The organism is Achromobacter sp. ACM02 (genome assembly GCF_014851605.1).
GTDB lineage: Bacteria > Pseudomonadota > Gammaproteobacteria > Burkholderiales > Burkholderiaceae_B > Achromobacter > Achromobacter aegrifaciens.
Genome location: NZ_JACUZY010000003.1, coordinates 492474 through 517359, shown reverse-complemented (window position 1 = coordinate 517359; position 24886 = coordinate 492474). Strand labels below are relative to the sequence as shown.

Annotated in this window: 22 protein-coding genes; 10 read left to right on the top strand and 12 right to left on the bottom strand. The window is 66.2% G+C overall.

What is annotated here, in order from left to right; translation table 11 throughout:
* Positions 1-37: 37 nt before the first annotated feature.
* From msrB to IB258_RS11240, 4 genes are read left to right on the top strand one after another with little or no spacing between them, the layout of a single operon-like run.
* Positions 38-436 carry a peptide-methionine (R)-S-oxide reductase MsrB gene (gene msrB, locus IB258_RS11255; protein WP_054450538.1) on the top strand — a complete coding sequence of 133 codons (399 nt, stop codon included), beginning with the start codon at positions 38-40 and terminating at the stop codon, positions 434-436.
* Positions 437-1015, top strand: coding sequence for a septation protein A (locus IB258_RS11250; protein WP_119450986.1), 579 nt, complete (start codon positions 437-439; stop codon positions 1013-1015).
* Between the two features lie 54 nt (positions 1016-1069).
* Positions 1070-1339, top strand: coding sequence for a BolA family transcriptional regulator (locus IB258_RS11245; RefSeq protein ID WP_082400667.1), 270 nt, complete (start codon positions 1070-1072; stop codon positions 1337-1339).
* Positions 1340-1356: 17 nt separating this feature from the next.
* Complete coding sequence (locus IB258_RS11240; protein WP_175164515.1) at positions 1357-2133, top strand: peptidylprolyl isomerase; 777 nt, start codon at positions 1357-1359, stop codon at positions 2131-2133.
* Positions 2134-2217: 84 nt separating this feature from the next.
* Here the strand turns inward: IB258_RS11240 and IB258_RS11235 are convergent, their stop codons facing one another.
* The 4 genes from IB258_RS11235 to IB258_RS11220 are packed head-to-tail and all read right to left on the bottom strand — an operon-like array spanning position 2218 to position 6230.
* Positions 2218-3207, bottom strand: a complete 990-nt coding sequence (locus tag IB258_RS11235; RefSeq protein WP_054450532.1) for an alpha/beta fold hydrolase — start codon at positions 3205-3207, stop codon at positions 2218-2220.
* Between the two features lie 9 nt (positions 3208-3216).
* Positions 3217-4059, bottom strand: a complete 843-nt coding sequence (locus IB258_RS11230) for a TauD/TfdA family dioxygenase (protein ID WP_225590354.1) — start codon at positions 4057-4059, stop codon at positions 3217-3219.
* A gap of 20 nt (positions 4060-4079) precedes the next feature.
* Complete coding sequence (locus IB258_RS11225; RefSeq protein WP_054450530.1) at positions 4080-5228, bottom strand: Xaa-Pro peptidase family protein; 1149 nt, start codon at positions 5226-5228, stop codon at positions 4080-4082.
* A 21-nt stretch (positions 5229-5249) separates the two neighbouring features.
* A complete protein-coding gene (locus IB258_RS11220) occupies positions 5250-6230 on the bottom strand; it encodes a tripartite tricarboxylate transporter substrate binding protein (protein ID WP_175213938.1) in 981 nt (326 codons plus the stop codon).
* 149 nt (positions 6231-6379) lie between these two features.
* Between IB258_RS11220 and IB258_RS11215 the strand changes: the two genes are divergently transcribed.
* Positions 6380-7174 (top strand): IclR family transcriptional regulator C-terminal domain-containing protein, encoded by a 795-nt coding sequence (locus IB258_RS11215; protein WP_082400663.1) that lies wholly within the window; start codon positions 6380-6382, stop codon positions 7172-7174.
* A 22-nt stretch (positions 7175-7196) separates the two neighbouring features.
* On the opposite strand, the gene ligA is transcribed toward IB258_RS11215, so the two are convergent.
* Genes ligA through smc form a run of 3 tightly spaced genes read right to left on the bottom strand, consistent with a single transcriptional unit; the run spans position 7197 to position 13965 of the window.
* Positions 7197-9305, bottom strand: a complete 2109-nt coding sequence (gene ligA / locus IB258_RS11210; protein WP_054450524.1) for an NAD-dependent DNA ligase LigA — start codon at positions 9303-9305, stop codon at positions 7197-7199.
* Positions 9306-10385, bottom strand: a complete 1080-nt coding sequence (locus IB258_RS11205; RefSeq protein WP_054450522.1) for a cell division protein ZipA C-terminal FtsZ-binding domain-containing protein — start codon at positions 10383-10385, stop codon at positions 9306-9308.
* Positions 10386-10431: 46 nt separating this feature from the next.
* Positions 10432-13965, bottom strand: a complete 3534-nt coding sequence (smc, locus tag IB258_RS11200; protein ID WP_054450521.1) for a chromosome segregation protein SMC — start codon at positions 13963-13965, stop codon at positions 10432-10434.
* 298 nt (positions 13966-14263) lie between these two features.
* On the opposite strand from smc, the gene lplT reads away from it, so the two are divergent.
* Positions 14264-15577, top strand: coding sequence for a lysophospholipid transporter LplT (gene lplT, locus IB258_RS11195; protein ID WP_054450519.1), 1314 nt, complete (start codon positions 14264-14266; stop codon positions 15575-15577).
* A gap of 75 nt (positions 15578-15652) precedes the next feature.
* Here lplT and IB258_RS11190 read toward each other — a convergent pair whose 3' ends face one another.
* Positions 15653-16663 carry a uracil-DNA glycosylase gene (locus IB258_RS11190; RefSeq protein WP_192352590.1) on the bottom strand — a complete coding sequence of 337 codons (1011 nt, stop codon included), beginning with the start codon at positions 16661-16663 and terminating at the stop codon, positions 15653-15655.
* Positions 16660-17910: a tRNA (adenosine(37)-N6)-threonylcarbamoyltransferase complex dimerization subunit type 1 TsaB gene (tsaB, locus tag IB258_RS11185; protein WP_054450515.1), complete on the bottom strand. Its 1251-nt coding sequence runs from the start codon at positions 17908-17910 to the stop codon at positions 16660-16662. Before tsaB ends, IB258_RS11190 begins: the two co-directional genes overlap by 4 nt.
* Positions 17911-18052: 142 nt before the next feature.
* Between tsaB and ompR the strand changes: the two genes are divergently transcribed.
* The 4 genes from ompR to IB258_RS11165 all read left to right on the top strand — a co-directional run bounded on the left by ompR (position 18053) and on the right by IB258_RS11165 (position 21413).
* The gene (gene ompR / locus IB258_RS11180; RefSeq protein WP_013392162.1) at positions 18053-18787 is read left to right on the top strand and encodes a two-component system response regulator OmpR; all 735 of its coding nucleotides are present in this window, start codon (positions 18053-18055) and stop codon (positions 18785-18787) included.
* Positions 18788-18821: 34 nt separating this feature from the next.
* Positions 18822-20216: an ATP-binding protein gene (locus tag IB258_RS11175; RefSeq protein WP_059374934.1), complete on the top strand. Its 1395-nt coding sequence runs from the start codon at positions 18822-18824 to the stop codon at positions 20214-20216.
* Between the two features lie 55 nt (positions 20217-20271).
* Entirely contained in the window at positions 20272-20820 is a 549-nt protein-coding gene (locus tag IB258_RS11170) for a peroxiredoxin (protein ID WP_006389231.1), read from the top strand.
* 74 nt (positions 20821-20894) lie between these two features.
* Positions 20895-21413 (top strand): carboxymuconolactone decarboxylase family protein, encoded by a 519-nt coding sequence (locus IB258_RS11165; protein ID WP_192352589.1) that lies wholly within the window; start codon positions 20895-20897, stop codon positions 21411-21413.
* Positions 21414-21482: 69 nt separating this feature from the next.
* Here the strand turns inward: IB258_RS11165 and IB258_RS11160 are convergent, their stop codons facing one another.
* The 3 genes from IB258_RS11160 to ispD form a co-directional block, all read right to left on the bottom strand.
* Positions 21483-23567: a DUF4344 domain-containing metallopeptidase gene (locus IB258_RS11160; protein WP_192329912.1), complete on the bottom strand. Its 2085-nt coding sequence runs from the start codon at positions 23565-23567 to the stop codon at positions 21483-21485.
* Between the two features lie 144 nt (positions 23568-23711).
* Positions 23712-24200 (bottom strand): 2-C-methyl-D-erythritol 2,4-cyclodiphosphate synthase, encoded by a 489-nt coding sequence (gene ispF / locus IB258_RS11155; RefSeq protein ID WP_054450511.1) that lies wholly within the window; start codon positions 24198-24200, stop codon positions 23712-23714.
* The gene (gene ispD, locus IB258_RS11150; RefSeq protein ID WP_054450509.1) at positions 24197-24880 is read right to left on the bottom strand and encodes a 2-C-methyl-D-erythritol 4-phosphate cytidylyltransferase; all 684 of its coding nucleotides are present in this window, start codon (positions 24878-24880) and stop codon (positions 24197-24199) included. The genes ispF and ispD overlap by 4 nt, the downstream gene beginning before the upstream one ends.
* Positions 24881-24886: the final 6 nt, after the last annotated feature.

The window sequence follows — 24886 nt, the reverse complement described above, 5'->3', positions numbered from 1 at the left end:
CCGAACCATTTCGGGCATCGGGACTCCAAGAGCTCATATGGACAAAGTACGAAAATCCGACGCCGAATGGCGGGCCCAGCTTTCCCCCGAAGAATACGTCGTCGCCCGTGAAAAGGGTACCGAACGGGCATTCACCGGGCGTTACTGGAATACGTTCTCTCACGGCATCTACCGCTGCGTGGGCTGTGGCACGGCGCTGTTCGCTTCCGACACCAAATTCGACGCTGGCTGCGGCTGGCCCAGCTACTTCCAGCCGCTGGACCCGGAACTGGTGCGCGAAGAGCGCGACACCACCCACGGCATGGTCCGCACCGAAGTGCTGTGCAACGTCTGCGACTCGCATCTGGGACACGTCTTCCCCGACGGCCCCGAGCCCACCGGACTGCGCTACTGCATCAATTCCCTGTCGATGACGTTTGAACCCATAGAAGACTGAATGAAGAAGTTCCTGTTCGACCTGTTTCCGCTGTTCCTTTTCTTCATTGCGTATCGGTACACGGACATTTTCATCGCCACGGGCGTCGCCATGGCGGCGGCCGTGCTGCAGATCGTCTGGCTGAAAGCGACGGGCCGCGCCACCGAGGCCATGCATTGGATCAACCTGACCGTCATCCTGGTGTTCGGCGGGGCCACGATCTGGCTGCACAGCGACGTGTTCATCAAGTGGAAGCCCACGGTGCTGTACTGGCTGTTCGGCGGCGCGCTGGTCTTTGCGCGCTTGCTGTTCGGCCGCAACCTGATCCGCCGCCTGATGGAAAAGCAGATCCAGCTGCCCGACGCCGCCTGGGAACGGCTGAACCTGGTCTGGGCCGGCTTCTTCCTGATCGCGGGTGCGCTCAACCTGTATGTGGCGTTTTCCGGCCACTTCACCGAATCGCAGTGGGTCAGCTTCAAGGCCTTCGGCCTGATGGGCCTGATGGTGGTCTTCGTGATCGGCCAGTCGATCTGGCTGGGCAAGCATATCCAGACGGAGGAACAGGCCCCCTCCTCCGACACCCCGCCCCCTCAGCCCTGATCCCTTCCGAAATCCATGGCCGGCGCGCCGCGCCGGAACCAACCCTCACTCCTCATGTCAGACACCACCGACCGCATTTCCCTGATCCGGGAGCGGCTAGCCGCCCTGGAACCTGTCAGTTTGGACATTCTGGACGACTCGCATTTGCATGCCGGCCACGAAGGCAGTAAAAACGGCGCCGGCCACTATCGCGTGATCATCGTAGCGCCTTGCTTCGCGGGGCTTTCGCCCGTTGCGCGGCATAGGCTGGTGTATCATCATTTGCAAGATTTGATCCCTTATCCGATTCATGCGCTTGCGCTAGATGCCCAGGCTCCCAAATAGAAAGTAAAAGGATATTCATGAAACGCATCGTCATGCTGGCTGCGGCCTGCGTCATCGCCGTGCCGGCTTTCGCTCAGAACGTGGCTACCGTCAACGGCAAGGCCATCTCGCAGAAGAGCCTGGATCAATTCGTCAAGCTGCTGGTCAGCCAGGGCGCCACCGATTCGCCGCAACTGCGCGAACAGGTCAAGCAGGAAATGATCAACCGCCAGATCTTCGTGCAAGCCGCCGAATCCAGCGGTATCGCCAAGCAGGCCGACGTCCAGACCGAAGTCGAACTGGCCCGCCAAGGCATCCTGGTCCGCGCCCTGATGGCCGACTACCTGGCCAAGCACCCCGTGTCGGACGCCAAGGTCACGGCCGAATACGAGAAGATCAAGAAGGAACAGGCCGGCAAGATGGAATACAAGGTCCGCCACATCCTCGTCGAAGACGAGAAGACGGCGAATGACCTGCTGGCCCAGATCAAGAGCAACAAGAGCAAGTTCAACGACCTGGCCAAGAAGAACTCCAAGGACCCCGGCAGCGCCGAAAAGGGCGGCGACCTGGGTTGGGCTCCCCCGACCAACTACGTCCAGCCGTTCGCGCAAGCCGTGACGCAGCTGAAGAAGGGCGAAATGGTCGACAAGCCGGTCCAGACCCAGTACGGCTGGCACATCATCGTGGTCGACGACACCCGTCCGGTGGAATTCCCGCCGCTCGACCAGGTGCGCCCGCAACTGGAAGAAATGCTGCGCCAGCAAACCCTGGCCGACTACCAGAAGGAACTGCGCGAAAAGGCCAAGATCCAGTAAGCCTTGCCGCACAGATGAAAAATGCCCGCGCAAGCGGGCATTTTTTCGCCCGGGTTTTCCTGCGCCGGGGTGGCACAGCCTCTGCTATGCCAGCGCCTGCCGCAGCTGGGCATCCCACAGACGGCCTTCCAGCAGCGGCGACAGATGGCCGTAGCGCCCAGCCACGCTGGTCTGGACAATATGGGCGGGATACGCGATCCGCGCCTTTGCGCCCGGATCGTCGGGCGCAAAGAGCTCGTCGGATACGCAGCGCAGCCAACGCACGGGCGTAGCGGTTTCCAGCAGCGCGTCGCGCACGTCGTAGCGGCAGGCGGACGTCCTGAGCGCCGCCATGGACCACGGTGAAAAACGCGCCGCCCAGGCCTGCGCCTCGGCCCGCAAGCGCTGCTCCGCGGCGGGTTCGCCCGCATCGGCCAGCCATTGCGCGTAGCCATAGCGACGCAGGGTTGCGCAGCGCAATTCGACCCATTCGTTCCAGGCATGCGCATCGCCCGCGTCGAGGGCGGCGGCGATGCGGCGCAGGCGCTGCGCGTCCGCCATGCTGCCGCCGCCGCGCGGCGCCGACGCCAGCGCCACCACCCGCCCGACGGGCAGCGGCGCGGCCACGGCCCACTGGAAGGCCTGATAGCCGCCGTAGGAATAACCCACCACCGCATCCAGGCGCTCGACGCCGATCGCGCGCAGCCATTCCCCCTGCAGGCGCACGCCATCGGCAATCGATATGTCAGGAAATGCGCTGGCGGCCGCCCCGATCGGCGCGCTGCTGCCGAAACAGGATCCCAACGCGTTCGGCGCCAGCACGCAGGTATCGCGCGTGTCCAGCGCCGCTCCCGACCCCAGCCAGGGACTGGCCCAGCCGGCATCGGGATGGACCTCTCCCTCGGCCGCAAGCAAGGCCTGGTGGCTGCCGGATATGCCATGCAGCAGCAACACCACGGCGCGCGCGCGCTCCGGCGGCGGACCGTAGCGGGCCCAGGCCAGCCGGACCGGCGCCAGCGTTCCCCCGCCGTCCAATGGCAAGGCTTCCAACTGCGTCACGCCACCGGCGCGACCTGAGGGCTGACGGGTGGACATCGGCAGCGCCTAAACGGGACGTTCGCCCATGACCGTGGTGCGGTAGATCGTGCGCCGCATGCTGGCCGGCAGTTCACGGGTGGTGGCCTTGTGCATCACGCAGCGGTTGTCCCACATGACCACGTCGCCCGGCTCCCATTGCAGCGCGTACTGGTACTGCTCCTGCGTGCAATGCGCGAACAGGCGGTCCAGCAATTCCTGGCTGTCCGCCTCGCCCCAGCCAGACACCTCGGCGGTCATGCCGGGATGGACGTAGAGCGCCTTGCGGCCCGTCTCGGGATGCGTGCGCACGATGGGATGTTCGACGTCAGGCGTGCCGGCCAGTTGACTGGCGTCCATCTTCACCTGGGTGCCTTCGTCGGCCCTGGTGTTCTTGCGCCGGTAGCGGTGCACCGCCCGCAGGCCCGCCAATTGGCTTTGCACGGCGCCGTCCAGTTCCTCGTAGGCCTGGTACATGTTGACGAACAGGGTGTTGCCGCCTTCCGGTGGAATCTGTTGCGCATTCAGAATGGTGGCCTTGGCCGGGCATTCGCGGAAGGCGAAATCCGAATGCCAGTACGAACCGCCGTCGGCGATGCCCGCCGGCACGCCGTTCTTGACCTCGTTGGAAAGCACGAATATCTCGGGATACTCGGGATGGTTGTACTGGGCCAGCACGTGGATATCCAGCTCGCCCAGGCGGCGGCTGAAGCGCAACTGGCCCTCGGGCGAGAGGCGCTGGTTCTTGAAGACCAGCAACTGGCGGCGCAGGAACAGCGCATTCACATCCGCGAAGGCAGCGTCGTCCAGGGTTTCCAGATCCACGCCATGGACGGCCGCACCGATCAGCGGGCTCAGGGGTATCGCTTTCATCATCAGGCTCCGGCAGAGGTTCAGGGAAGGCGGTGCACGCGGGCCTCGGTGCGCACCAGCGGCTCGGCGCCGTGCTCTCCGATCAGCACCGGATACTCCAGCCGCATGCCGCCCACGCCCGGGCGGTACAGGTGCGTGCCCAACGCCACCACCATGCCAGGCGTCACGACGTCGCGGCTGCGCAGGTTGATGAAGGGCCGGGTACGCGCGCAGGTGCCCAGGCCGTGGCCGAACAGGGGCAGGCCGAACTCGCTCAGTCCGTGCTTTTCGAACACGGCAATGCCGCGGCTGGCGCACTCCGCTATCGGCCGGCCCGGCGTCAACGATGCCAGCATGGTCTGCACGGTCTCTTCCCAGCAATCGATCAGCTTGCTCTGGACCGGGTCGGGCTTGCCCAGGAACACGGGCAATGCCGTATCCGCCATGTAGAGGTCCAGCAAGGGATGCAGGTCCAGGATCACGAATTCGTTCGGCTGGATGACGCGGTCGGTCGCCTGCTGGGTCACGCCGCGCAGGAATCCCGTGCGCTCGCCGGCTCCGACTTCGGTACCGCCCGTCACCGCCCAGGACCAGGTGCTGCCTCGTTGCCGGATAGCACGCTCGATTTCGCCGGCGATCTCGTTCTCGGTCGCTCCGACCCGCACCGCATTCATGCCCTGCTCGAAACCGTAGTCCGAGACTTCCGCCGCATGGCGCAGGCGCTCGATCTCGGCAGCGTCCTTGATCAGCATGACGTCGTCGATCACGTCCACGCCGTTCGCGAAACGGATGTCGGGCAGATGGCTGGTGAGGTCGAAGTACTCGGCCGCAGTCAGCATGCCCGGCGCCACCTGCGCCGCCCCGGGGTGCGACAGGTCCAGCGCCACCTTGCCACGCGTCAGTCCGTGATGCTCCAGGCGCTGGCGTATCAGTTGCGGAAAGTCGGAAAACTCGAACTCGTACATTTCCATCTCATGGCCTTCCACCCGCACTCGCGAGGCGTCCATGGCCCAGTAGATGAATTCGCAGTGGCCGTCAGCCGTGACCAGCACGGCGCCGCGCCAGGGCATGAATGCGCCGCTCAGGTAGTGCAGCGCGCCCTGGCGGGTGCCCAGGTAGGCATCGAAGCCGAGTTCGCGCGCGTGTTGGGCGACGCGCTTGCGGCGCGCCTGAAAATCGATGGACTGCATGTGTCACTCCTCCTTGGGGATTCAGGAAACGGATGCGCCGGAAGCCTTGACGACAGGCGCCCATTTCTCGGTTTCATCGGCTGTGAAGCGCGCAAAGTCGTCGGGCTTGCTGGCCACCGGATCCGCGGCCTGCGAAACAAGTTGTTCGCGCACGCGGGGATCGGCCAGCGCCTTGGCAATTTCCTGCTGCAGGCGTTCGACGATGGGACGCGGCGTGCCGGCGGGCGCGAACACGCCGATCCAGGAGGTCATGGCATAGCCCGGCAGGGTTTCGGCCACGGTGGGGATGGCGGGTGCGGCTGGGGAACGTTCCGGCCCGGTCACGGCGATTGCGCGCAGCTTGCCGGACTTGATCAGGGGCTGGGCGATGACCAGGCTGTCGAAGGCCAGGTCGGCCTGTCCGCCGATCACGTCCGTGAGCGCGGGCAGGCTGCCCTTGTACGGGATGTGCTGCATCTGCACGCCGGCCATCTCGTTGAACAGTTCGCCCGACATGTGCATGGACGTGCCGCTGCCGCCCGAGGCGCGGTTGAGCTTGCCGGGGTTGGCCTTGGCATAGGCGATGAGGTCTGCCACCGAGTGGATCGGGAGCTTCGGGTTGACCACCACCACCAGCGGATACGACACGACCTGCGTCACCGCCGTGAAGTCCTTCAACGGCTGGAACGGCATGGACTTGTACAGGGTTTGGTTGATGGCGTTGGTGCCTATCGTGCCCATCAGGATCGTGTAGCCGTCCGGCGCCGCCTTGGCCACGGCGTCCGCCCCGATATTGCCGCCCGCCCCGGGCTTGGCCTCGACGATGACCGATACGCCCATGCTCTGCGTCATGCGTTCGGCCAGCAACCGGGTGACGATTTCAGTGGGTCCGCCGGCCGCGGCGGGCACGACGAAGCGGATGGGTTTGCTGGGATAGGCCTCGGCCGCGCCGGCGACGGAACTGGCCGCCGCCCCCGCCGCCAGGGCGCATGCGCCCAAGGCGCGCAATAGTCTCCTGCACATGGCATGTCTCCGTTGTTGCGGGACGTACCGGGCGGGTGCCCTGGCCGACCCATCTAATTAACGAACAATTGTTCGCTAATTGGCATTTTATGAAGATTGCCACGGATGTCAAACTACAATCGAGCCTCCAACGACAAGACTGCCGATACATGGACACGACATTGCCGGAACCGAAAGAAAGGAAAGAGGAGTTTCTCGACAGCCTGGCCAACGGCCTGCAATTGCTGCAGATCTACGCCACGGGCGTGGCCAGCGTGACCGTGCAGGAGGCCGCGGAACAACTGGACGTGACGCGCGCGGCGTCGCGGCGCATTCTGCTGACGCTGGAAAAACTGGGCTATGTGCGGCAGGACGGCAGGAATTTCTCGCCCACGCCCAAGGTCATGGACCTGGGTTATGCGTATTTCGCTTCGCTAAGCCTGCCCAAACTGACTCGCGCGACCATGCGCGAAGTCGCGCAGACCGTAGGGGAAACCTGCTCGCTGGGCGTGCTGGACCGGCAACATGTCGTGTTCCTGGCGCGCGAAGAAGGCCCCAAGCTGCTCAAGCTGGACCTGTCGGTGGGCAGCCGCCTGCCCGCCTACGCCCACTCCCTGGGCCGCACGCTGCTATCGACGCTGGACGACGAGGCGCTCGACGCATATCTGGAAAGCGCGGACCTGAAGCGCCTGACGCCCTACACGACCGTGTCGCGCAGCGCCCTGCGCAAGCTGATCCGGCAGGTGCGCCAGGACGGCTACTGCATTTCGGTCAGCGAATTGGTGGATGGTTTCGCGGGCGTGGCCGTGCCGCTGTACAACCACGAAGGCCGCGCGGTGGCGGGCCTGAGCGTCAGCATGGTGCTGGGCTCCCGCCAGCCCGACGAATTGAAGCAACAGCATCTGCCGGCCTTGCAGCGCGCCGCCGCCGCCATCCGCGACATGATGCCGCGCAGCACCATCTGATTCTGTGCCTGGGCGGGCGGCCTCAGCCGCCCTGTTCGCCCAGCAAGGCTTTCAGGCCGTCCTCGTCCAGCACCGCCACGCCCAGTTCCTGGGCCTTGGCGAGCTTGCTGCCGGAGTCCTCGCCGGCCACCAGATAGGCCGTCTTCTTGGACACCGAACCGCTGACCTTGCCGCCCGCCGCCTGGATGCGCATCGAGGCTTCTTCGCGCGTCCAATTGGGCAGCGTGCCGGTCAGCACGAAGGTCTTGCCGGCCAGCGTCGTAGCCTGCGGCGCAGCCTCGGCCACGGGATTCACGCCCTGCGACTTCAGTTGTTCGATCACGTCGCGATTGTGCTGCTCGGCGAAGAAACGGCGGATCGATGCTGCCACCACCGGCCCCACGTCGGGCACGGAGGACAAGGCGTCTTCATCGGCGTCCATGATGGCGTCGATGCTGCCGAAATGGCGCGCCACGTCGCGCGCCGTGGTCTCGCCCACATGGCGGATGCCCAGCGCGTACAGCAGGCGGTTCAAGCCGGGGGCGCGCGCCTTGTCGATGGCGGCCACCAGGTTGTCGGCGGACTTCTGGCCCATGCGGTCCAGGCCCACCAATTCGAGCGGACGCAGGCTGTACAGGTCGGCCAGGGTCTTGACCCGGCCGCTGTCGACCAGTTGATCCACCAGTTTTTCACCCAGGCCTTCAATGTCCAACGCCTTGCGGCTGGCGGCGTGCCAGAGCGTCTGCTTGCGCTGCGCGCCGCAGAACAGGCCGCCGGTGCAGCGCGCGATGGTCTCGTCTTCCAGGCGTTCGATGGCCGAGCCGCAGACCGGACAGGCCGTGGGCATGACGAATTCACGGGCGTCGTCCGGGCGCTTGTCCAGCACCGGGCCCAGCACTTCGGGGATCACGTCGCCCGCGCGGCGCACGATGACGGTATCGCCGATGCGCACGTCCTTGCGGCGGATCTCGTCTTCGTTGTGCAGCGTGGCGTTGGTGACGGTGACGCCGCCCACGAACACGGGCTTCAGGCGCGCGACCGGCGTGATGGCGCCGGTGCGGCCCACCTGCACTTCGATATCGACCAAGGTGGTGGTGGCTTCCTCGGCGGCGAACTTGTGCGCCAGCGCAAAACGCGGCGCGCGCGCGACGAAACCCAGCACCTTCTGCGCCGGCAGCGAATCCACCTTGTAGACCACGCCATCGATGTCGTAGGGCAGCTCAGGCCGCAGTTTGCCAACCTTGGCGTAGAAGGCCATCAGGCCCTCGGCGCCGCTGGCGCGGTGGTTGTGCTTGACGTTGACCGGCAGGCCCAGCGAGGCCAGCCAGTCCAGCATGGCGCCATGGGATTTCTCGGGTAATTGCGAGGCTTCGGCCGCCCCCGCCGAGGCTTCGGCGAACAGCCCTCCCTGGGAGCCCGCCAAGCCCTGGACCTCGCCCCAGCCATAGGCAAAGAAGCGCAGCGGCCGCTTGGCGGTGATGCGCGGATCCAGCTGACGCAGGCTGCCCGCGGCGGCGTTGCGCGGATTGACGAAGACTTTTTCGTCGCGCTTGGCCTGGGCCTGGTTCAGTTTTTCGAAGTCGGCGCGGTTCATCAGGACTTCGCCGCGGACTTCCAGCACCTTGGGGTATGCCCCTTTGAGCTGCAGCGGAATCGCCTTGATCGTGCGGATGTTGGAGGTGACGTCTTCGCCTGTCTGGCCGTCGCCGCGGGTCGCGGCCTGCACCAGGCGGCCGTCCTCGTAGCGCAGGCTGATCGCCAGCCCGTCCAGCTTGAGCTCGCAGAAGTAATCGGCTTGCTGCGCCGGCCCCAGCAGGCCCGCGCCGCGCAGCGTGTCGGTGACGCGGCGGTCGAAGGCGGTCACGTCTTCTTCGTCGAAGGCGTTGCCCAGCGACAGCATCGGCACGACATGGCGTACGCTGCCAAAGGCCGAAACAGGCGCCGCGCCCACGCGTTGCGTCGGCGACTCAGGCGTCACCAGCTCCGGATGCTCGGCCTCCAGCGCCTGCAGTTCGCGCATCAGCCGGTCGTACTCGGCGTCCGAGATCGACGGATCGTCGTAGACGTAATAGCGGACGTTGTGCTGTTCGATTTCGGCGCGCAAGCGCGCCGCGGCCTGCGCCGCGTTTTCACCGCCAGTCGCGCCGCTCATTTATGCAAACACCCTCAGGGCGCGCTCGCTGCCAGCGGGCAGGCCCGCTTGTTCGAGCTGGCCGAACAGCACCTGCAGACGCTCGTCGATGACCGTTTCCGAACCATCGGCCAGCGGTTTGCCCTGGTCGTCCACCAGGTCCGCGCGCAGGCGAGCGGCCAGGTCGCGGCCCACATCGACCATGCGGCCGAAAGCGCGCTCGTCCGCCGGGCTGCAAGGCACGTCCAGTAGCAGGTACAGACGTTCGATGCCGCCCATGCCGGCATCGAATGCCGCACCGTCGCCGCGCGCCAGCGTGAAACGGGCTACGCCGTTTTCCGCCAGCCAGGCCAGGCGGCTGCCGTCGGCAACGAAGCCCATGTCACGCGCCACGGACAGGACCTCGGCGGCGGGCTGGGCGGCGCCCAGCAGCAGGGTCAGGCCGACCTGGGTGTCCAGGGCGGCGCAGGTGTCGTCCAATCGGGCGCCCTGCTCCAGTACGGCCTGCTGGTCCGGACCTTCGATGGTGGCATCGAAACGCTCGGCCATGTCCTGGGCGCGAGCCCAGGCCTGCGACCATTCGATGGCGGTCAGCGGGCCGCTGCGATTGGCCAGCAGCACGGCCAGCTGCATGGAGGCGTAGGATTCGCCGGCGTGGACGCGCGCGCGGTGGCGGCGCTGATCGGTTTCGGCGAACACGCGCATGGGCTTGCGGCCCACGTGGCGCAGGCTTTGCATGTAGGGCAGCAAATCGGCGCCGCGCACGGCGTCGGCGAAGTTGATCTCGATGACCACCTCGCAAGCGGGATCGGGTTCTTCGGTATCGTCGGCATCGCTGCCGGCATCGACCGGGGCGGGCTGACCGGGCTGGGCACGGGCGCTCTCGCCGCCCATGCCAGGCTCACGGCGCGCCGCCGCTGCGCCCGCGGTTGCAGACGCGCCGGCTGCCGCGCCCGCCCCCAACAGCGGATCCTGCTCGGTGGAGGGGAAATGGGTCTGCATCTTGCGCCGGACGCGCCGGTCCTGCCACCAGTTGAATCCCAGCACCAGCAGTATCAGCAATACGCCCAGGGCTATCAGCCCGATCTGCAAATCACTCATGTATCAATCCCGCGCCGAAACCCCGACGCCCTTCTGAATATTGGGTTTATGCCGCTTCGGAGGCCATCATCTGGACGGCCGAGTCTATGTCTACCGCAACGATACGCGAAACCCCTTGCTCTTGCATGGTTACACCGATCAGTTGCTTGGCCATCTGCATCGCGATCTTGTTGTGCGAGATGAACAGGAACTGGGTCTGCTCGCTCATGTTGGCGACCAGGTTCGCATAGCGTTCGGTGTTGGCGTCGTCCAGCGGCGCGTCCACCTCGTCCAGCAGGCAGAACGGCGCGGGGTTGAGCTTGAACAGCGCGAACACCAGGGCGGTCGCGGTCAGGGCCTTTTCGCCGCCGGACAGCAGGTGGATGGTGCTGTTGCGCTTGCCTGGAGGCTGAGCCATGACCTGCACGCCGGCATCGAGGATTTCCTCGCCCGTCATGGTCAGCTTGGCCTCGCCGCCGCCGAACAGCTTGGGGAACAGCTCGCCGAAGTGGCCGTTGACGACGTTGAAGGTTTCTTGCAGCAGCTCGCGGGTTTCGCGGTCGATCTTGCGGATGGCGTCCTCGAGGGTCTCGATGGCGGTCATCAGGTCCTGATGCTGCGAATCGAGGAAGCCCTTGCGCTCGCGCGAGGTATTCAATTCGTCCAGCGCCGCCAGGTTGACCGAGCCCAGGGCTTCGATCTGGCGTGAAATACGGCTGACTTCGGACTGCAGCCAGCTGGCGCGGCGCCATTCGTCGGGCTGATTGGCCAGATCCTGGGCCAGCGCCTCGCGGTCGACCTCGCGCGCGTTCAGCTGTTCGGTGAACTGCTCTTCAGCCAGGCGCGCGGCCTGTTCCTGCAGCTGCAGTTCCATGATGCGGGCGCGCCGCGGCTCCAGCGTCTGCTCCTGCTGCAGGCGGTCTTCGTCCGCGCCGCGCAGCAGGGCCGCCAGATTTTCCAGTTCCTGGCGGGCGCGCGACAGCGCTTCCTCGCGCTCGGCGCGCGCTTCCAGGGCGTCCTGCAAGCCAGCCTGGGACGCCGAGGCGTCCAGCTCGGCCAGGTCCACCAGCAGCTGTTCCAGCTCGACGCTGCCGCGCTGGCTTTGGTCGGCCGCCAATTGCTGGTTGCGCTGCAGATCGGTGATACGCACCTGGATGCCGCGCTCGGCGAATTCGGCTTCCTGGGCGGCGCGTTCCAGTTCGCGCAGGCCGGCGCGGGCTGCTTCGGCCTGCGCCGCCAGGGTTTCACCGTCGATCTCGGCGTCGGCGAAACGGGATTGGTGTTCGGCCAGCTCTTCGTCCAGCGCCTCGAAGCGGGCTTCCGCCTCTTCGCGGGTGGCGCGCAGGTCTTCTTCCTGGACCTTGATCTCTTCCAGGTCCTGGCGCAGACGCGAGGCGCGCTCGCCGGACTGTTCGGCCTGCTGCTGCAGGCGCGAGTGTTCCAGCTGGATGTCGTGCACCCGGCGCGTGACCTCGGCCACGCGCTGACGCGCCGGGGCGATGGCCTGGGACACTTGCTGCCAGGCGGCTTCCGCGCGGGCGACCGCGGCGCGCGCCTGGTCGGCGATCAGTTGCTGGGCCTTGATCTCGCGTTGCAGGTTCTCGATTTCCTGCTGGCGCGCCAACAGGCCGGCCTGCTCGGAATCCGGCGCGTAGAAACGCACGCTGTGGGCGTCGACCAGATGGCCGGCCTTGACCACGCAGGCGCCGCCCGCGGGCAGGCTGGCGCGCATGGCCAGCGCCTGGGTCACGTCGGTAGCCGTGTAGATGCCGCCCAGCCACTCATTCAGCAGCGTGCGCAGGTCGGGATCGGTGATGCGCAGCAGGCTGGCGAGCGACGTCAGGCCGGCGGGCGCGGCGGGCGTCGGCGCCGCGGCGGGCAACTGGTAGAAAGCCAGCCGGGCCGGCGGCGCATCTTCGGCGAAGGCGCGGGCCCAATCCAGGTTGCGTACTTCCATGGAAGCCATGCGCTCGCGCAGGGCGGCTTCCAGGGCGGTTTCCCAGCCGGGTTCGATGTGCAGCTTCTGCCACAGGCGCGACAACCCGGCCAGTTCATGCTTGGCCAGCCAGGGTTCCAGCGCCCCCTGCTTCTGCACGTCTTCCTGCAGCTTCACAAGGGCCGACAGGCGGGCTTCCAGGCGCGCCAGGTTCTGCACGTCGGTCTGGGCGGCGGCCTGGGCGCGGCTGCGCTCGGCGTCCGCTTCGGGCACGCGGCCTTCCAGGGTGGCCAGTTCTTCCTGGGCTTCCTCGAGCTGGTCCTCGCCGGCGGCTCGGTCGCCAGCCAGTTGCTCCAGGCGCACCGGATCGGGACTGTGCAGTTCGCGCAGTTCCTGTTGCAGGCGCTCGCGGCGCTGGTCCAGGGCCTGCATCTGGCGGTCCGCGTCGCGCTGCGACTGGGCCACCAGGGCAAGATTCTGCTCGACGCGGGCCAGCGCGGCGCGCATCTCGTCGCGCCCCGAGGCGGCTTCGCGCACGCGCTGCTCCACGGCCGGCAGCGCGGCCTGGGCGTCCTCGGCCTTGGCGCGCGCCTCTTCGGTGCGGGCGGCGCCGGCGGCCAGGTCTTCCTCGGCCTGGGCGATCTGTTCGGTGCAATGCTCGCGCTGGGCGGTCCACTCGCCGATCTGCTGCTGCAGCTGATCGCGACGCGCCTGCAGGCGGTTGCGGGAATCCACCACGTGACGGATTTCGGCTTCCAGGCGGCTGACCTGCGCATTGGCTTCGTACAGCCCGCCCTGGGCGGTGTGCACCGCGTCGCTGGCGGCGTAGTGGGCCTGGCGGCGGGATTCCAGCGCAGCTTCGCCCGCCCGCAGGCCGGCGATGGCGGCTTCCAGTTCATTCTGGGCCTGGGCCATCTCCTGGGCTTTCTTGGCGCGCTCTTCGCGCGCGCCGGTTTCCTTCAGGAACCACAGCGCATGCTGCTTCTTTTCGCCGTCGGCCTGGAGTTCGCGGTAGCGCGTGGCCACTTCGGCCTGCGCTTCCAGCTTTTCCAGCTGATTGTTGAGTTCGCGCAGGATGTCTTCGACGCGGGTCAGGTTTTCGCGCGTGTCGGACAGGCGATTCTCGGTCTCGCGACGCCGTTCCTTGTAGCGCGACACCCCTGCCGCCTCTTCCAGGAACACCCGCAGTTCTTCGGGGCGCGCCTCGATCAGGCGGTTGATCATGCCCTGGCCAATGATGGCGTAGCCGCGAGCACCCAGGCCGGTGCCCAGGAAGATGTCGTGGATGTCGCGGCGGCGGACCTGCTGGTTGTTGACGAAGTAGCTGCTGGTGCCATCGCGGGTCAGCACCCGGCGCACGGCGATTTCCGCGTAGGTGCTCCACTGGCCGGCGGCGCGCCCCTCGCTGTTGTCGAACACCATTTCCACCGAGGCCCGCGCCGCGGGCTTGCGGTTGCCGGAGCCGTTGAAAATGACGTCCTGCATGGACTCGCCGCGCAGTTCCGAGGCCTTGGCCTCGCCCAGCACCCAGCGCACGGCGTCAATGATGTTCGATTTTCCGCAGCCATTGGGACCCACCACGCCCACCAGTTGGCTGGGCACGGGAATCACGGTGGGATCGACGAAGGACTTGAAGCCGGCGAGTTTTAGCTGAGTAAGACGCACAGTACGATGACGACGGGGTGGGTTGAACGAAAGGCGTTAACGGACCTGCCGCACAGATTGCAAACCGGCCCCTGGAGGGCCGGCGCACATATGGGTCGTATGATACCGCAGGCAGTCTGTCCCCAAACGTCAGCAAGGGTCAAGGCGTGTTGTCCCTGAGGCTTGCCGGCGGTCAATCCGCGGGCAAACGCTCAATGGCCGCCGTCTGGGGTCCGGCTATACTCCCTGACACTTTTTTGCACGACACATAAATTTTCACGCGGACTGGCCGGGGCCAGGCCTGAGAACGGGGACATTCTTGAAACGTGGTTTCTATCTGGTCATGGCCGCGCAGGCCTTCTCGTCATTGGCGGACAACGCGCTGTTCATCGCAGCCATCGCCTTGATACAGGAACTGCATGGGCCGGACTGGATGGCGCCCATGATGAAGTGGTCGTTTGCGCTGGCTTATGTCGTGCTGGCCGCCTTTGTCGGGGCACTGGCGGACTCCTTCCCCAAGGGCCGCGTGATGTTCTCCACCAATGCCCTGAAAGTGACCGGCTGCATGCTGATGTTCTCGTATGCCAGCATCGGCGTCGCCCCCGAATACCAGACCTACCTGGTCTGCGCGGCCTACGGCATCGTCGGCATCGGCGCCGCGGCCTACTCTCCCGCCAAGTACGGCATCGTCACGGAAATGCTGCCCCCGGCCATGCTGGTCAAGGGCAACAGCTGGATCGAGGGCCTGACGGTCTTTTCCATCATCCTGGGTACGGTGCTGGGCGGCCTGCTGATCTCGTCCTCGGTTTCCACCGCCCTGCTCAGCCATTCCTTCATCGGCAAGCTGGTCCACACCCCGGCCGAAGCTGCGATCCTGGTCATCGCCTTCGTGTACCTGCTGGCGGCGCTGTGCAACCTGCTGATTCCGCACACCCACGTGCGCTACCCGCCGCAACAAAAGAACCCGGTACGGCTCATCCGCACCTTCTGGGGCTATGTCTGTGTGCTCTGGAAAGACAAGCTGGGCCAGATCTCGCTGGCCGTCACCACCCTGTTCTGGGGCGCGGGCGCCACGCTGCAGTTGATCGTCATCGAATGGGGCCGCAGCCATCTCGGATACCAGCTGGACAAGGCCTCGATGCTGATGGGCGTGGCCGCGCTGGGCACCGTCGTCGGCTCCATCCTGGCCGGCCGCATTCCGCTGCGCCGCGCGCTGGCCGTGTTGCCGGTCGGCGCCGCCATGGGCCTGGTCGTGCTGCTGATGCCGCTGGTCTACTCGCCCTGGAGCGTCTACCTGCTGCTGCTGATCACGGGCGGCCTGGCCGGTTTCTTCGTGGTGCCGATGAACGCGCTGCTGCAGCACCGCGGCCACGTGCTGCTGTCGGCCGGCCACTCCATCGCCGTGCAGAACTTCAACGAACAGCTCAACATCCTGCTGATGGTCGCCATGTACACGCTGCTGCTGTGGCTGCAGCTGCCCATCAACATCATCATCGTGATCTTCGGCACCGTGGTCGCCGTGCTGATGGTGGTCTTCATGCGCTGGAGCAAGCGCAACCTGCAGGCCAACCCGGAACTGCACGACCAGATCGGCCAGGAAGGCCATGGGCGCGCGCTGGACTCCACGCACTAGGCGCGCGATTCCGCTGCCATGGAAAAACCGGGCTGACGCCCGGTTTTTGTTTGCCCAAAGATAGCGGAGCCAGGCTCAGGCCAATTGCGCCACGGCCAGGCGCAGGTCCTGCCAGGCGCGCGCCTTCTCGCTGGGGCTGCGCAACAGATAGGCGGGGTGGTAGCTGACGATTACCGGAATCTCCCGCCCTTCATCCGTCTTCAACTGGTGAACGCGGCCGCGCAGGCTGCCGATCGTGGCGTCCGTGCCCAGCAGCGTCTGAGCCGCGAAACGGCCCAGCACCAGGATCCGCTCCGGCTTGAGCAGCGCAATCTGGCGCATCAGGTACGGACTGCAGGCCGCGATTTCCTCAGGCTTGGGATTGCGATTGCCGGGCGGCCGGCACTTGATGACGTTGGTGATGAACACATCGCGCTCGCGGCTCATGGACACCGACGACAGCATGGCGTCCAGCAACTGGCCCGAGCGGCCCACGAAGGGCTGCCCCTGCCGGTCCTCTTGCTCGCCAGGCGCCTCGCCCACCACCAGCCAGCGCGTAGGTTGGCCGCCGTGGCCGAACACCGCGTTGCGGCGGCCCTTGCACAAGCCGCAGGCGGAACAGGCCACGACCTGGTCGTGCATTTCTTCCAGTGTGGAATTCCGGATCGCTTCTGCCACAGGCACGGGCGGCGGAGGCGCCGCCTCGGCCTCGGCCTTGGGAGCCGGCGGCGGCGGCGGGCCTTTGCGGTTCAGGATCGACGTCGGTATGCCGGGACGGCCGGGAGCGGGTTCCGCAGGAGCCGCCGCGGCGGCGGGTGATGCCTCGCGCGCCGGGACCGCCGGGACCGCCGCGACCGCCGCGACCGCCGGGACCGCCGCGACCGGAGCGACAGGCTGCGGCGCAAGCGGCGCCTCGGCGACGGGATCCTGGGCCGCAGCCGGCAAAATCGGCTTGGAAACAAGGGCTTGCGCCTCGGCCGCCGGTTTGCCGGGCGCAGGGGCTGGACGCAGCCACAGCCGCTCCATGCCGATCTCGCGCAACCAGATGCGCTGCAGCGGATTGACCCGGGGCGCGGCCGGCGGCGGCGCTATGTTGGGCTGGCTCATGCCGCCGCTCCATCCGCCGCAAAGCGCTTCTGCATGACCAGGGCATCTTCCCTGCCGCCTTTCTCGGCCGGGTAATAGCCCCGGCGCACGCCGATCTGCAGATACCCGTGCCGTTTGTAGAAGCTGACGGCCGACTCGTTGGACGGGCGCACTTCCAGCAGCACGCCCTCCATGCCGCGCTCACGCGCCTGCTGCTCGCACCAGTCCAGCAGCACGCCGCCCAGGCCCTGGCGGTGCAGCGGCTTGGCGACCGCGATCACCAGCAGGTGCGCCACGTCGGGCGCGAACATGAGCACGCAGAACCCCGCCAGCTTGCCCTCGCGCCTCAGCGCCCAGGCGCCGTAGCCTGCCGCCAGGGCGTCCGCGAAATTGCCACGGGTCCAGGGGAAGGCCTGCACGTGCGCTTCCAACGCCACGACCTCGTCCAGGTCGGCGTCGGTCATCGGTTGAGGCACCGCGGGAACCAGCGAAGGCTGGGCTTTCGGATTGCCGCCCTCGCCCCGCATGCGCTCGGCAGTGGTGAACGCCACCTTGTCGCGCACGTACAGCGGCGCGGCCAACTCGGGCGCCACGGCTTCGCCCCGCAGCCAGCCCTGCCGTCCCAAACGGGCAACGCTGGCCGCTTCCGGACGCCTGGCGTCGGCGCGGCGCCAGGCGCCGGGATATTCCATTTCGGACGCGTAGGCGTCCCAGGCATCGCCGGCCAATACCGGTTCCAGCGGCCGGCCCGCGCGCGCCGACCATGCCGGCAGGTGATGGGCGGTCCATGGCACCACTTCAGCCGCCGCGATCAGCAACGGCGCCTGCAGGACTTCCCAAGAGATTTCGCCATCTGAAACGTCCGTCTGGCGGTAGACGGCCAGATAGACCTCATTCATGCGGGCGTCCAGCGCCACCACGATCGCGTCCGCCGGCGTGGCCTCCACCTGTGCGGCGACCGCCTGATGAGAGACAATGGGAAGTACGGGGATGCCCAGGCCGAGGCCCATGCCTTGCGCCACTCCGCAGGCCACCCGCAGGCCGGTAAATCCGCCCGGCCCCTGGCCGAAAGCCACGGCGTGCAAGGCGGCTGGCGCCAGTCCGGACGCCGCCAGCAGTTCGTTGGCCATGGGCAAGAGCCGTTCCGCGTGCTCCTGGGAACCCTCGTGTTCCCTGACGCTGACCTCCAGGCGGCCATCGGCCGCCCGCAACAGGGCCACGCCGCAACGGGACGAAGAAGTTTCCAAAGCCAGCAGGTTTAGTTCCATAGATGCAGATTGTACGAAATACCGCGACTCCGCCCCCGGTTATCAGGGGGATGCGAGGGGGATTTCAACCATGGTTCGCAATGTGTAATATCTTGTGAACGCCCACTAGCCGCTGGTTCTTGCCACTGTTACATTTCCGGCCATGAATACGCAAAACACCACCCCCACCCGAAAAATCCTCGTCGTCGACGATGATCCGCGCTTGCGCGATTTGCTGCGTCGGTACTTATCCGAGCAGGGATTCAACGTTTTCGTTGCCGAAGACGCCAAAGAGATGGGCAAACTCTGGCAACGCGAGCATTTCGACCTGCTCGTGCTGGATCTGATGCTGCCTGGAGAAGATGGCCTGTCCATCTGTCGCCGGCTGCGCGGTGGTCACGACAATACCCCCATCATCATGCTGACGGCCAAGGCGGAAGAAATCGACCGCATCGTCGGCCTGGAAATGGGCGCGGACGACTACCTGTCCAAGCCGTTCAACCCCCGGGAACTGCTGGCGCGTATCAACGCGATCCTGCGCCGCCGCGGCACCGAGGAACATCCCGGCGCCCCCAGCCAGGAAAACGAGTCCATCGCCTTCGGCCCCTACACGCTGAACCTGTCCACCCGCACGCTCACGCGCAACGGCGAACAGGTGCCCATCACCACCGGCGAATTCTCGGTGCTGAAGGTGTTCGCACGCCACCCCAAGATCCCGCTGTCGCGCGACAAGCTCATGGAACTGGCGCGCGGCCGCGAATACGAAGCCTTCGATCGCAGCCTGGACGTGCAGATCTCGCGCCTGCGCAAGCTGATCGAACCGAATCCGTCCAAGCCCGTATTCATCCAGACCGTCTGGGGTCTCGGATACGTGTTTGTGCCGGACGGTGGTAGCTGACCGACTCGCCCGCCCCGGGCAGGAGCGCAGCCTCGTGCCCCGCTTGCGCAGAACCTTCAGGAACCTGACATCACGTTTGCGGCTCGGCTTGTTCGGCCGCACGTTCCTGTTGCTCGCCGCACTGATGCTCGTCAGCCTGGGCGCGTGGCTACAAGTATTCTTCAGCATGGAGCTGGGACCGCGCGCCAACCAAATGGCGCAGCGGGTGATCACGGCCGTCAATATCACGCGCACCGCGCTGATCTACTCGCATAACGACGAGCGCAGCAAGCTGCTGCTGGATCTGGCCACCAACGAAGGCATCCAGGTCTATCCGCGCGAAGTCACCGACTTCGCCGAAGCCCTCCCGGACGACGATTACTGGCAACGCGTTGCCCAGCACATCCGCACGCGCTTCGGCCCGGAAACGCAGATTGCCTGGGGCGTCAACCAGGTGCCCGGCTTCTGGGTCAGCTTCCAGATAGAAAAAGACCTGTATTGGCTGGTGTTCGAGCGCGAGCAGATCGGCCTGACGGGCGGGATCGAATGGCTGGGCTGGGGCGCCACGGCGCTATTGCTGTCGCTGGTGGGCGCCGCAGTCAGCGTGGGCTTCGTCAACCGGCCGCTGTCGCGGCTGGCCCGGGCCGCCCAGGTGCTGTCGCGGGGCGAAACCCCCGCCGCCCTGCCCGAGCAGGGACCACTGGAAATCCGCGACCTGAACGCCTCGTTCAACCGCATGGCCAAGGACCTCAGACAGGCGGAGGCCGACCGCGAGCTGATGCTGGCGGGTATCTCGCACGACCTGCGCACGCCGCTTGCGCGCATGCGGCTGGAGATCGAGTTGAGCGGCGTATCCGAGGACGCCCGCCAGGCCATCGACGAAGACCTGGGCCAGATCGACCACAGTATCGGCCAGTTGATGGAGTACGCGCGTCCCGCCGGCACGTTGCCGCAGCTGGCCACGGACATCTCCGCGGTGCTGGCCGAGCTCTACGAACGCGAACGCAGCCATACCGCATCCCTGGGCGGGGAGCTGGACGCCACGCTGGAGCCTGGCCTGCGCGCCCGCATCACGGCGCTCGACCTCAAGCGCATCGTCAGCAACCTGATCGAGAACGCCCGCCGCTACGGCCGTTCGGCCGATGGCATGGCGCATCTCGTCATGACACTGCAAGCTGAAGGCTCCATGATCGTGATCGAGGTGTCCGACCGCGGTCCCGGCATCGCGCCGGAAGACGTCGACCGCCTGTTGCGGCCGTTCTCGCGCGGCGAAGCCGCGCGCACTGGCGTCAGCGGCGCGGGGCTGGGCCTGGCCATCGTCGAACGCCTGCTCAAGCATGTCGGCGGCTCGTTGCGCATGCTGCCGCGCGAGGGCGGCGGCCTGACCGCAAGGATAGAGTTGCCCAAAGCAAAGTTTAGGAATTATCAATTAGACAACGAGAATCCATAGCGTAGAATTAAGGTTTGAGGCGCAGCCTTAATTCCACCAACAACTGGGAGTAAACATGAAAACTGTTGGCGACAAACTCGAACCCTTCAAGGTCACCGGCGTCAAGCCCGGCTTCAACCAGCACGAAGAAAACGGCGTGTCGGCGTTTGAAGACATCACCGAAAGCTCGTTCCCCGGCAAGTGGAAGGTCATCTACTTCTACCCGAAAGACTTCACGTTTGTTTGCCCGACCGAAATCGTCGGCTTCAACAAGCTGGCCAAGGATTTCGAAGACCGCGACGCCGTCCTGCTGGGCGGCTCGAGCGACAACGAATTCGTCAAGCTGGCATGGCGCCGTGAGCACCCGGACCTCAACAAGCTGGGTCACTACCAGTTCGGCGACACCACCGGCGCTCTGATCGACCAGCTGGGCGTGCGTGAAAAGGGCGCTGGCGTTGCCCTGCGCGCCACCTTCATCGTTGATCCGGACAACACGATCCAGCACGTTTCGGTGAACAACCTGAACGTCGGCCGTAACCCGGAAGAAGTTCTGCGTCTGCTCGACGGTCTGCAAACCGACGAGCTGTGCCCGTGCAACCGTACGGTTGGCGGCGCCACGCTGTAATTTCCAGCCCGGCCCGGGACCCGATTGCGGGTCCTGCGCTGGGCTTTAACTGCTCTAGATTATAGGTAAAAGCTATGGAATTTCTTACGACCATTAAGGAACAACTGCCGGATTGGGCCAAGGATATCCGCCTGAATCTGGACGCCGTGATCGCCCGCTCGACGCTGGCTCCTGAAGATGCCGTCGGCGCCGCGCTGTCCGCCGCCTACGCCGCGCGCAGCCCGGTGCTGGTCGAAGCCTTCAAGAGCGGCCTGTCCGAAGGCGACGCCAACGCCGCGCTGACGGCCTCGGCCCTCATGGGCATGAACAACACCTGGTATCCGTACGTCGAAATGACTGGCGACACCCAATTGAAGAGCCTGCCGGCCCAGTTGCGCATGAACGCCTACGCCACCCACGGCGGCGTGGAAAAGAAGCGCTTCGAGCTGTTCGCCCTGGTGGCCTCCATCATCGGCAAGTGCCACTTCTGCGTGGCTTCGCACTACGAAAACCTGAAGAATGACGGCCTGTCGACCGAGCAGCTGCGCGATGCCGGCCGCATCGCCGCCGTGGTCAACGCTGCCGCCCTGGCGCTGGCTGCCCAAGGCAAGTAAGCCTCCGTCCGGCAAAAAAAGCCCGCCTGCGTAACCGCAGGCGGGCTTTTTATTTACGTCGCCGACCGTTTATTTCTTCGGCATGCTCGACGTGGTGGGCAGGCCGTTCGCGACCCAGGCCTCGACGCCGCCGCGGTACCAGTACACGGTCCAGCCCAGCGTGCCGGCGCGCAGCGCCGCGTTGTAGGCGGAACGATCGTTCATGCCGGCGCCCAGGACCACGACGGGCGCCTTGCGATCGCCACCGTTGTTCTTCAACAGCCAGGCGTCGAAGCCTTGCTGCAGGTGATCCGTAACGCTGCCGTCCGAACCCGCATCGGTCAGCGGATAGCCGATAGGCACCGTGTCGCGCAGCCCGCTGGTATCGACGATGAGGAGATTCTTGTCTTTCTTGATCATCCCGACCAGGTCGGCGGTCGTGATCACCTGGGCCCGGTAGATCTTGTTGGGCGTCGGCCCCTTGTACGGCGCGGTGAACAGCATGGTCGTGGCCGGCACGCCAAAGTCCTTCAGCTCGTCGATGGCGCTGGCGGGCAGGCCCTGCCCCGGCTGCGCCGGCTGCTGCCGCGGCGCAGCCGAGCCCGGAGCCGCCCCTGCCTGAGCGACCTCGCCGCCCACGGTGCCCATCTCGATGTCGGAAATCATCACCGCGATGTTTTCGATCAGCTCATAGCACATGGTGATCGAGCCTTCGCGCGGGCTGTACCAGGCATTGAGCTGGCCGCAGTCCTTGAACACCACGTTGACCGGGCGCGGCAGCACGTAGCGTTCGCCCAGCAGCTTGATGTTGTTCGAGATCGCTTCGGACAGATTGTTCGCAAACAAGTTGCCGATCTTGCGCTTGGACGGCTGGAACACCACCTTCACCGGCGCGCCGGGCGCATTCGCCGGCTGCTGGCCTTCGGGCGTCCAGGTGCCCACGCGCGTGTGAGGCGCCAGGATCTTGTTCCAGGCGCGGTTCTGCTTGTTGAATTCATCCGCGCAACGCGCCCGGGTCCGGTCCTCCAGCCCGACGTGTTTGGCAATGGACTCGAACACGGCGGGGTTGCCGCCGTACATGATGCAGAGCATGTTGCGAAAACGCTTCAGGTCGCCAGTGTGCTCGTCTTGCCAGGCCGAGGAGGCGTCGGCCCCCCTGCGCTCGGCCACCTTGCCGCTGTAGTACCACTGCAAGGCCGCGTACTTTGCCGCGTCCTGCGCCATGGTGTTCACTTCCTTGTTGTCCGACGGATACATGGTCGGCTCGACGATCTGCAGCGCCGAATAGATGTCGACCGCGTCCTCTTCCGCCCCCGTCGAGGGCAGCTCCAGCTCGCCGATCAGGGCGTGCCCGAACTCGTGCATGAAGATGCTGCGCATGATGCCGATGTACACCGACACAATGCGCATGGTGTCGCCGCCAAAGCGCGGATAGGGGCCTTCCCCCGGCAAGGCAGGGTTGTAGTCACCGCCACCCTGTCCAGCGGCCGGAGCCTGCGCCTGGGGCTTTTGCGCCGTGCCCCCGCCTGCGTTGCCGCCGCGCGCGGGCAAGGTGCCGGCCGCCGGCGCCGCGGCGGATTGGCCGCCGGTCATCGTGATCTTGAAATCGGCAACGCCGAAGGTGCCTACGTCGTAGGCCATGATTCCCAGCTCGGCGCCCGTGGCGGGCTCATTGCTGACATCGCCGATCTGCTGGCCGTTGACGATGAAACGGGCCGCGCCGGGCAGCTCGACCACTCTGATGCGGTCGGTACCGTCCAGCTTCGCTACGTTGGGCAGCGCAGCGATGTCGCGGCGATCCTTCCCCTGCAGACAGAACAGCAGCGTATTCTTGTCGGCCGTGAGTTCGAGCAGGCACAGGCTCTTGTTGGCGCGGTTGCTCAGTGCCACGCCGATGGACGCTTTCGGATTTGGCGACTTGACGACCACATTGACGTCGGTCACCCGGCCCGATTCCGGCGCCGGCCCGACATTCATGTACAGCGTCTGTTCGCTGTCGGCCTTGTTCGCGTTGTGCAGGGTGAACCATCCATCCTGCACGCCGGCGGTCCAGCCCTCAAGCATCTGCTGCTTGACCGCGCCGGCCAGCGGGCCGAGCTGCTGCTCGTACTGCGCATGCGCGGGCAGGCTTACCGCGCTGAAGATGGAAGCCAGGGCGATGCCACGTAAATGCATCCGAATGTCTCAGTAGTCGAAATGAAGTAGCGCAGAATATGCCAGATCAATCCGACCCGCTTATTCATTTGTTAAAGATGTATCAAAACCAAATGAATTGCGGAGAATATGCGAAAGCCCCTTGCCCGCGGGCCCCGCGGCGGGCTAGGAAATCCGCCCCAATAGCGCCACCACCGTCGCCGCGATGCCTTCCTTGCGGCCCAGGTACCCCAGGCCTTCGTTGGTCTTGGCCTTGATGTTGACCTCGGTCTCGGCCAGCCCGGTATCCGCGGCGATGTTCTTCACCATGGCCGGCGCGTGCGGACCGATCTTGGGCGCCTGCGCGTGCAGCGTGGCATCGATGTTCACCGGCGTCCAGCCCGCGGCGCGCACGCGCGCCATGGCCTCGCGCAGCAGCACGCGGCTGTCGGCGCCCTTGAAGGCCGGGTCGGTATCCGGAAAGTGGCGGCCGATGTCGCCCAGGCCGGCGGCGCCCAGCAGCGCGTCGGTAATGGCGTGCAGCAGCACGTCCGCGTCCGAATGCCCCAGCAAGCCATGCGTGTGGGGAATCGTGACGCCGCCGATGATCAGCGGGCGGCCCTCGACCAGCGCGTGCACGTCGAAACCCTGGCCGACGCGAAAAGGAATACTCATAGCCATTTTTCCATCAGTTCAAAATCGTCCGGCCACGTCACCTTGAAATTGCGCATGGCGCCGGGCACCAGCAGCGGCGCATAGCCAGCCGCCTCGATGGCCGAGGCCTCGTCGGTGACGGCCGCGCCGCTCACCGAGGCCGCCGTCAGCGCATCGCGCAGCACGCCGGCCCGGAACATCTGCGGGGTCTGCGCCAGCCACAGGCCATTGCGGTCCAGCGTGCGCTCCACACGCTCGTGGCCGGCCTTGACGGTGTCGGCCACGGGCAGCGCCAACAGGCCGCCCACGGGATCCGCCAGGCAGGCGTCGATCAGGCGGCCCAGCGCCGTTGCCGGCAGCCCGGGGCGCGCGGCGTCATGCACCAGCACCCAGGTATCGTCGGCCACGCCGCTGTCGGCCAGCGCACCCGCCACAGTATCCGCGCGGGTCGCGCCGCCGCAGGCGCGCCACACCGTGCGCGGCAGGCCGGCCAGCGCGGCATCGACCCAGCCGTCTCCAGGCGTCACGGCCACCCGCACCTGCGAGATGCGTTCATCGGCCAGCAGCGCGCATACCGCATGGCGCAGCATGGGCTGTCCGGACAGCGGACGGTACTGCTTGGGCACGGTTTCATGCCCGGGCCGGCTGGCGCGGGCCCCTACGCCCGCAGCGGGCACGATTGCAATGAGGGAGGCAGACATGGTGCG

Coding starts and splice junctions, on each gene's coding strand:
- msrB (WP_054450538.1), top strand. CDS start 38: ATGGACAAAGTACGAAAATCCGACGCCGAATGGCGGGCCCAGCTTTCC.
- IB258_RS11250 (WP_119450986.1), top strand. CDS start 437: ATGAAGAAGTTCCTGTTCGACCTGTTTCCGCTGTTCCTTTTCTTCATT.
- IB258_RS11245 (WP_082400667.1), top strand. CDS start 1,070: ATGTCAGACACCACCGACCGCATTTCCCTGATCCGGGAGCGGCTAGCC.
- IB258_RS11240 (WP_175164515.1), top strand. CDS start 1,357: ATGAAACGCATCGTCATGCTGGCTGCGGCCTGCGTCATCGCCGTGCCG.
- IB258_RS11235 (WP_054450532.1), bottom strand. CDS start 3,207: ATGTCCACCCGTCAGCCCTCAGGTCGCGCCGGTGGCGTGACGCAGTTG.
- IB258_RS11230 (WP_225590354.1), bottom strand. CDS start 4,059: ATGAAAGCGATACCCCTGAGCCCGCTGATCGGTGCGGCCGTCCATGGC.
- IB258_RS11225 (WP_054450530.1), bottom strand. CDS start 5,228: ATGCAGTCCATCGATTTTCAGGCGCGCCGCAAGCGCGTCGCCCAACAC.
- IB258_RS11220 (WP_175213938.1), bottom strand. CDS start 6,230: ATGTGCAGGAGACTATTGCGCGCCTTGGGCGCATGCGCCCTGGCGGCG.
- IB258_RS11215 (WP_082400663.1), top strand. CDS start 6,380: ATGGACACGACATTGCCGGAACCGAAAGAAAGGAAAGAGGAGTTTCTC.
- ligA (WP_054450524.1), bottom strand. CDS start 9,305: ATGAGCGGCGCGACTGGCGGTGAAAACGCGGCGCAGGCCGCGGCGCGC.
- IB258_RS11205 (WP_054450522.1), bottom strand. CDS start 10,385: ATGAGTGATTTGCAGATCGGGCTGATAGCCCTGGGCGTATTGCTGATA.
- IB258_RS11190 (WP_192352590.1), bottom strand. CDS start 16,663: ATGAGCCAGCCCAACATAGCGCCGCCGCCGGCCGCGCCCCGGGTCAAT.
- tsaB (WP_054450515.1), bottom strand. CDS start 17,910: ATGGAACTAAACCTGCTGGCTTTGGAAACTTCTTCGTCCCGTTGCGGC.
- ompR (WP_013392162.1), top strand. CDS start 18,053: ATGAATACGCAAAACACCACCCCCACCCGAAAAATCCTCGTCGTCGAC.
- IB258_RS11170 (WP_006389231.1), top strand. CDS start 20,272: ATGAAAACTGTTGGCGACAAACTCGAACCCTTCAAGGTCACCGGCGTC.
- IB258_RS11165 (WP_192352589.1), top strand. CDS start 20,895: ATGGAATTTCTTACGACCATTAAGGAACAACTGCCGGATTGGGCCAAG.
- IB258_RS11160 (WP_192329912.1), bottom strand. CDS start 23,567: ATGCATTTACGTGGCATCGCCCTGGCTTCCATCTTCAGCGCGGTAAGC.
- ispF (WP_054450511.1), bottom strand. CDS start 24,200: ATGAGTATTCCTTTTCGCGTCGGCCAGGGTTTCGACGTGCACGCGCTG.
- ispD (WP_054450509.1), bottom strand. CDS start 24,880: ATGTCTGCCTCCCTCATTGCAATCGTGCCCGCTGCGGGCGTAGGGGCC.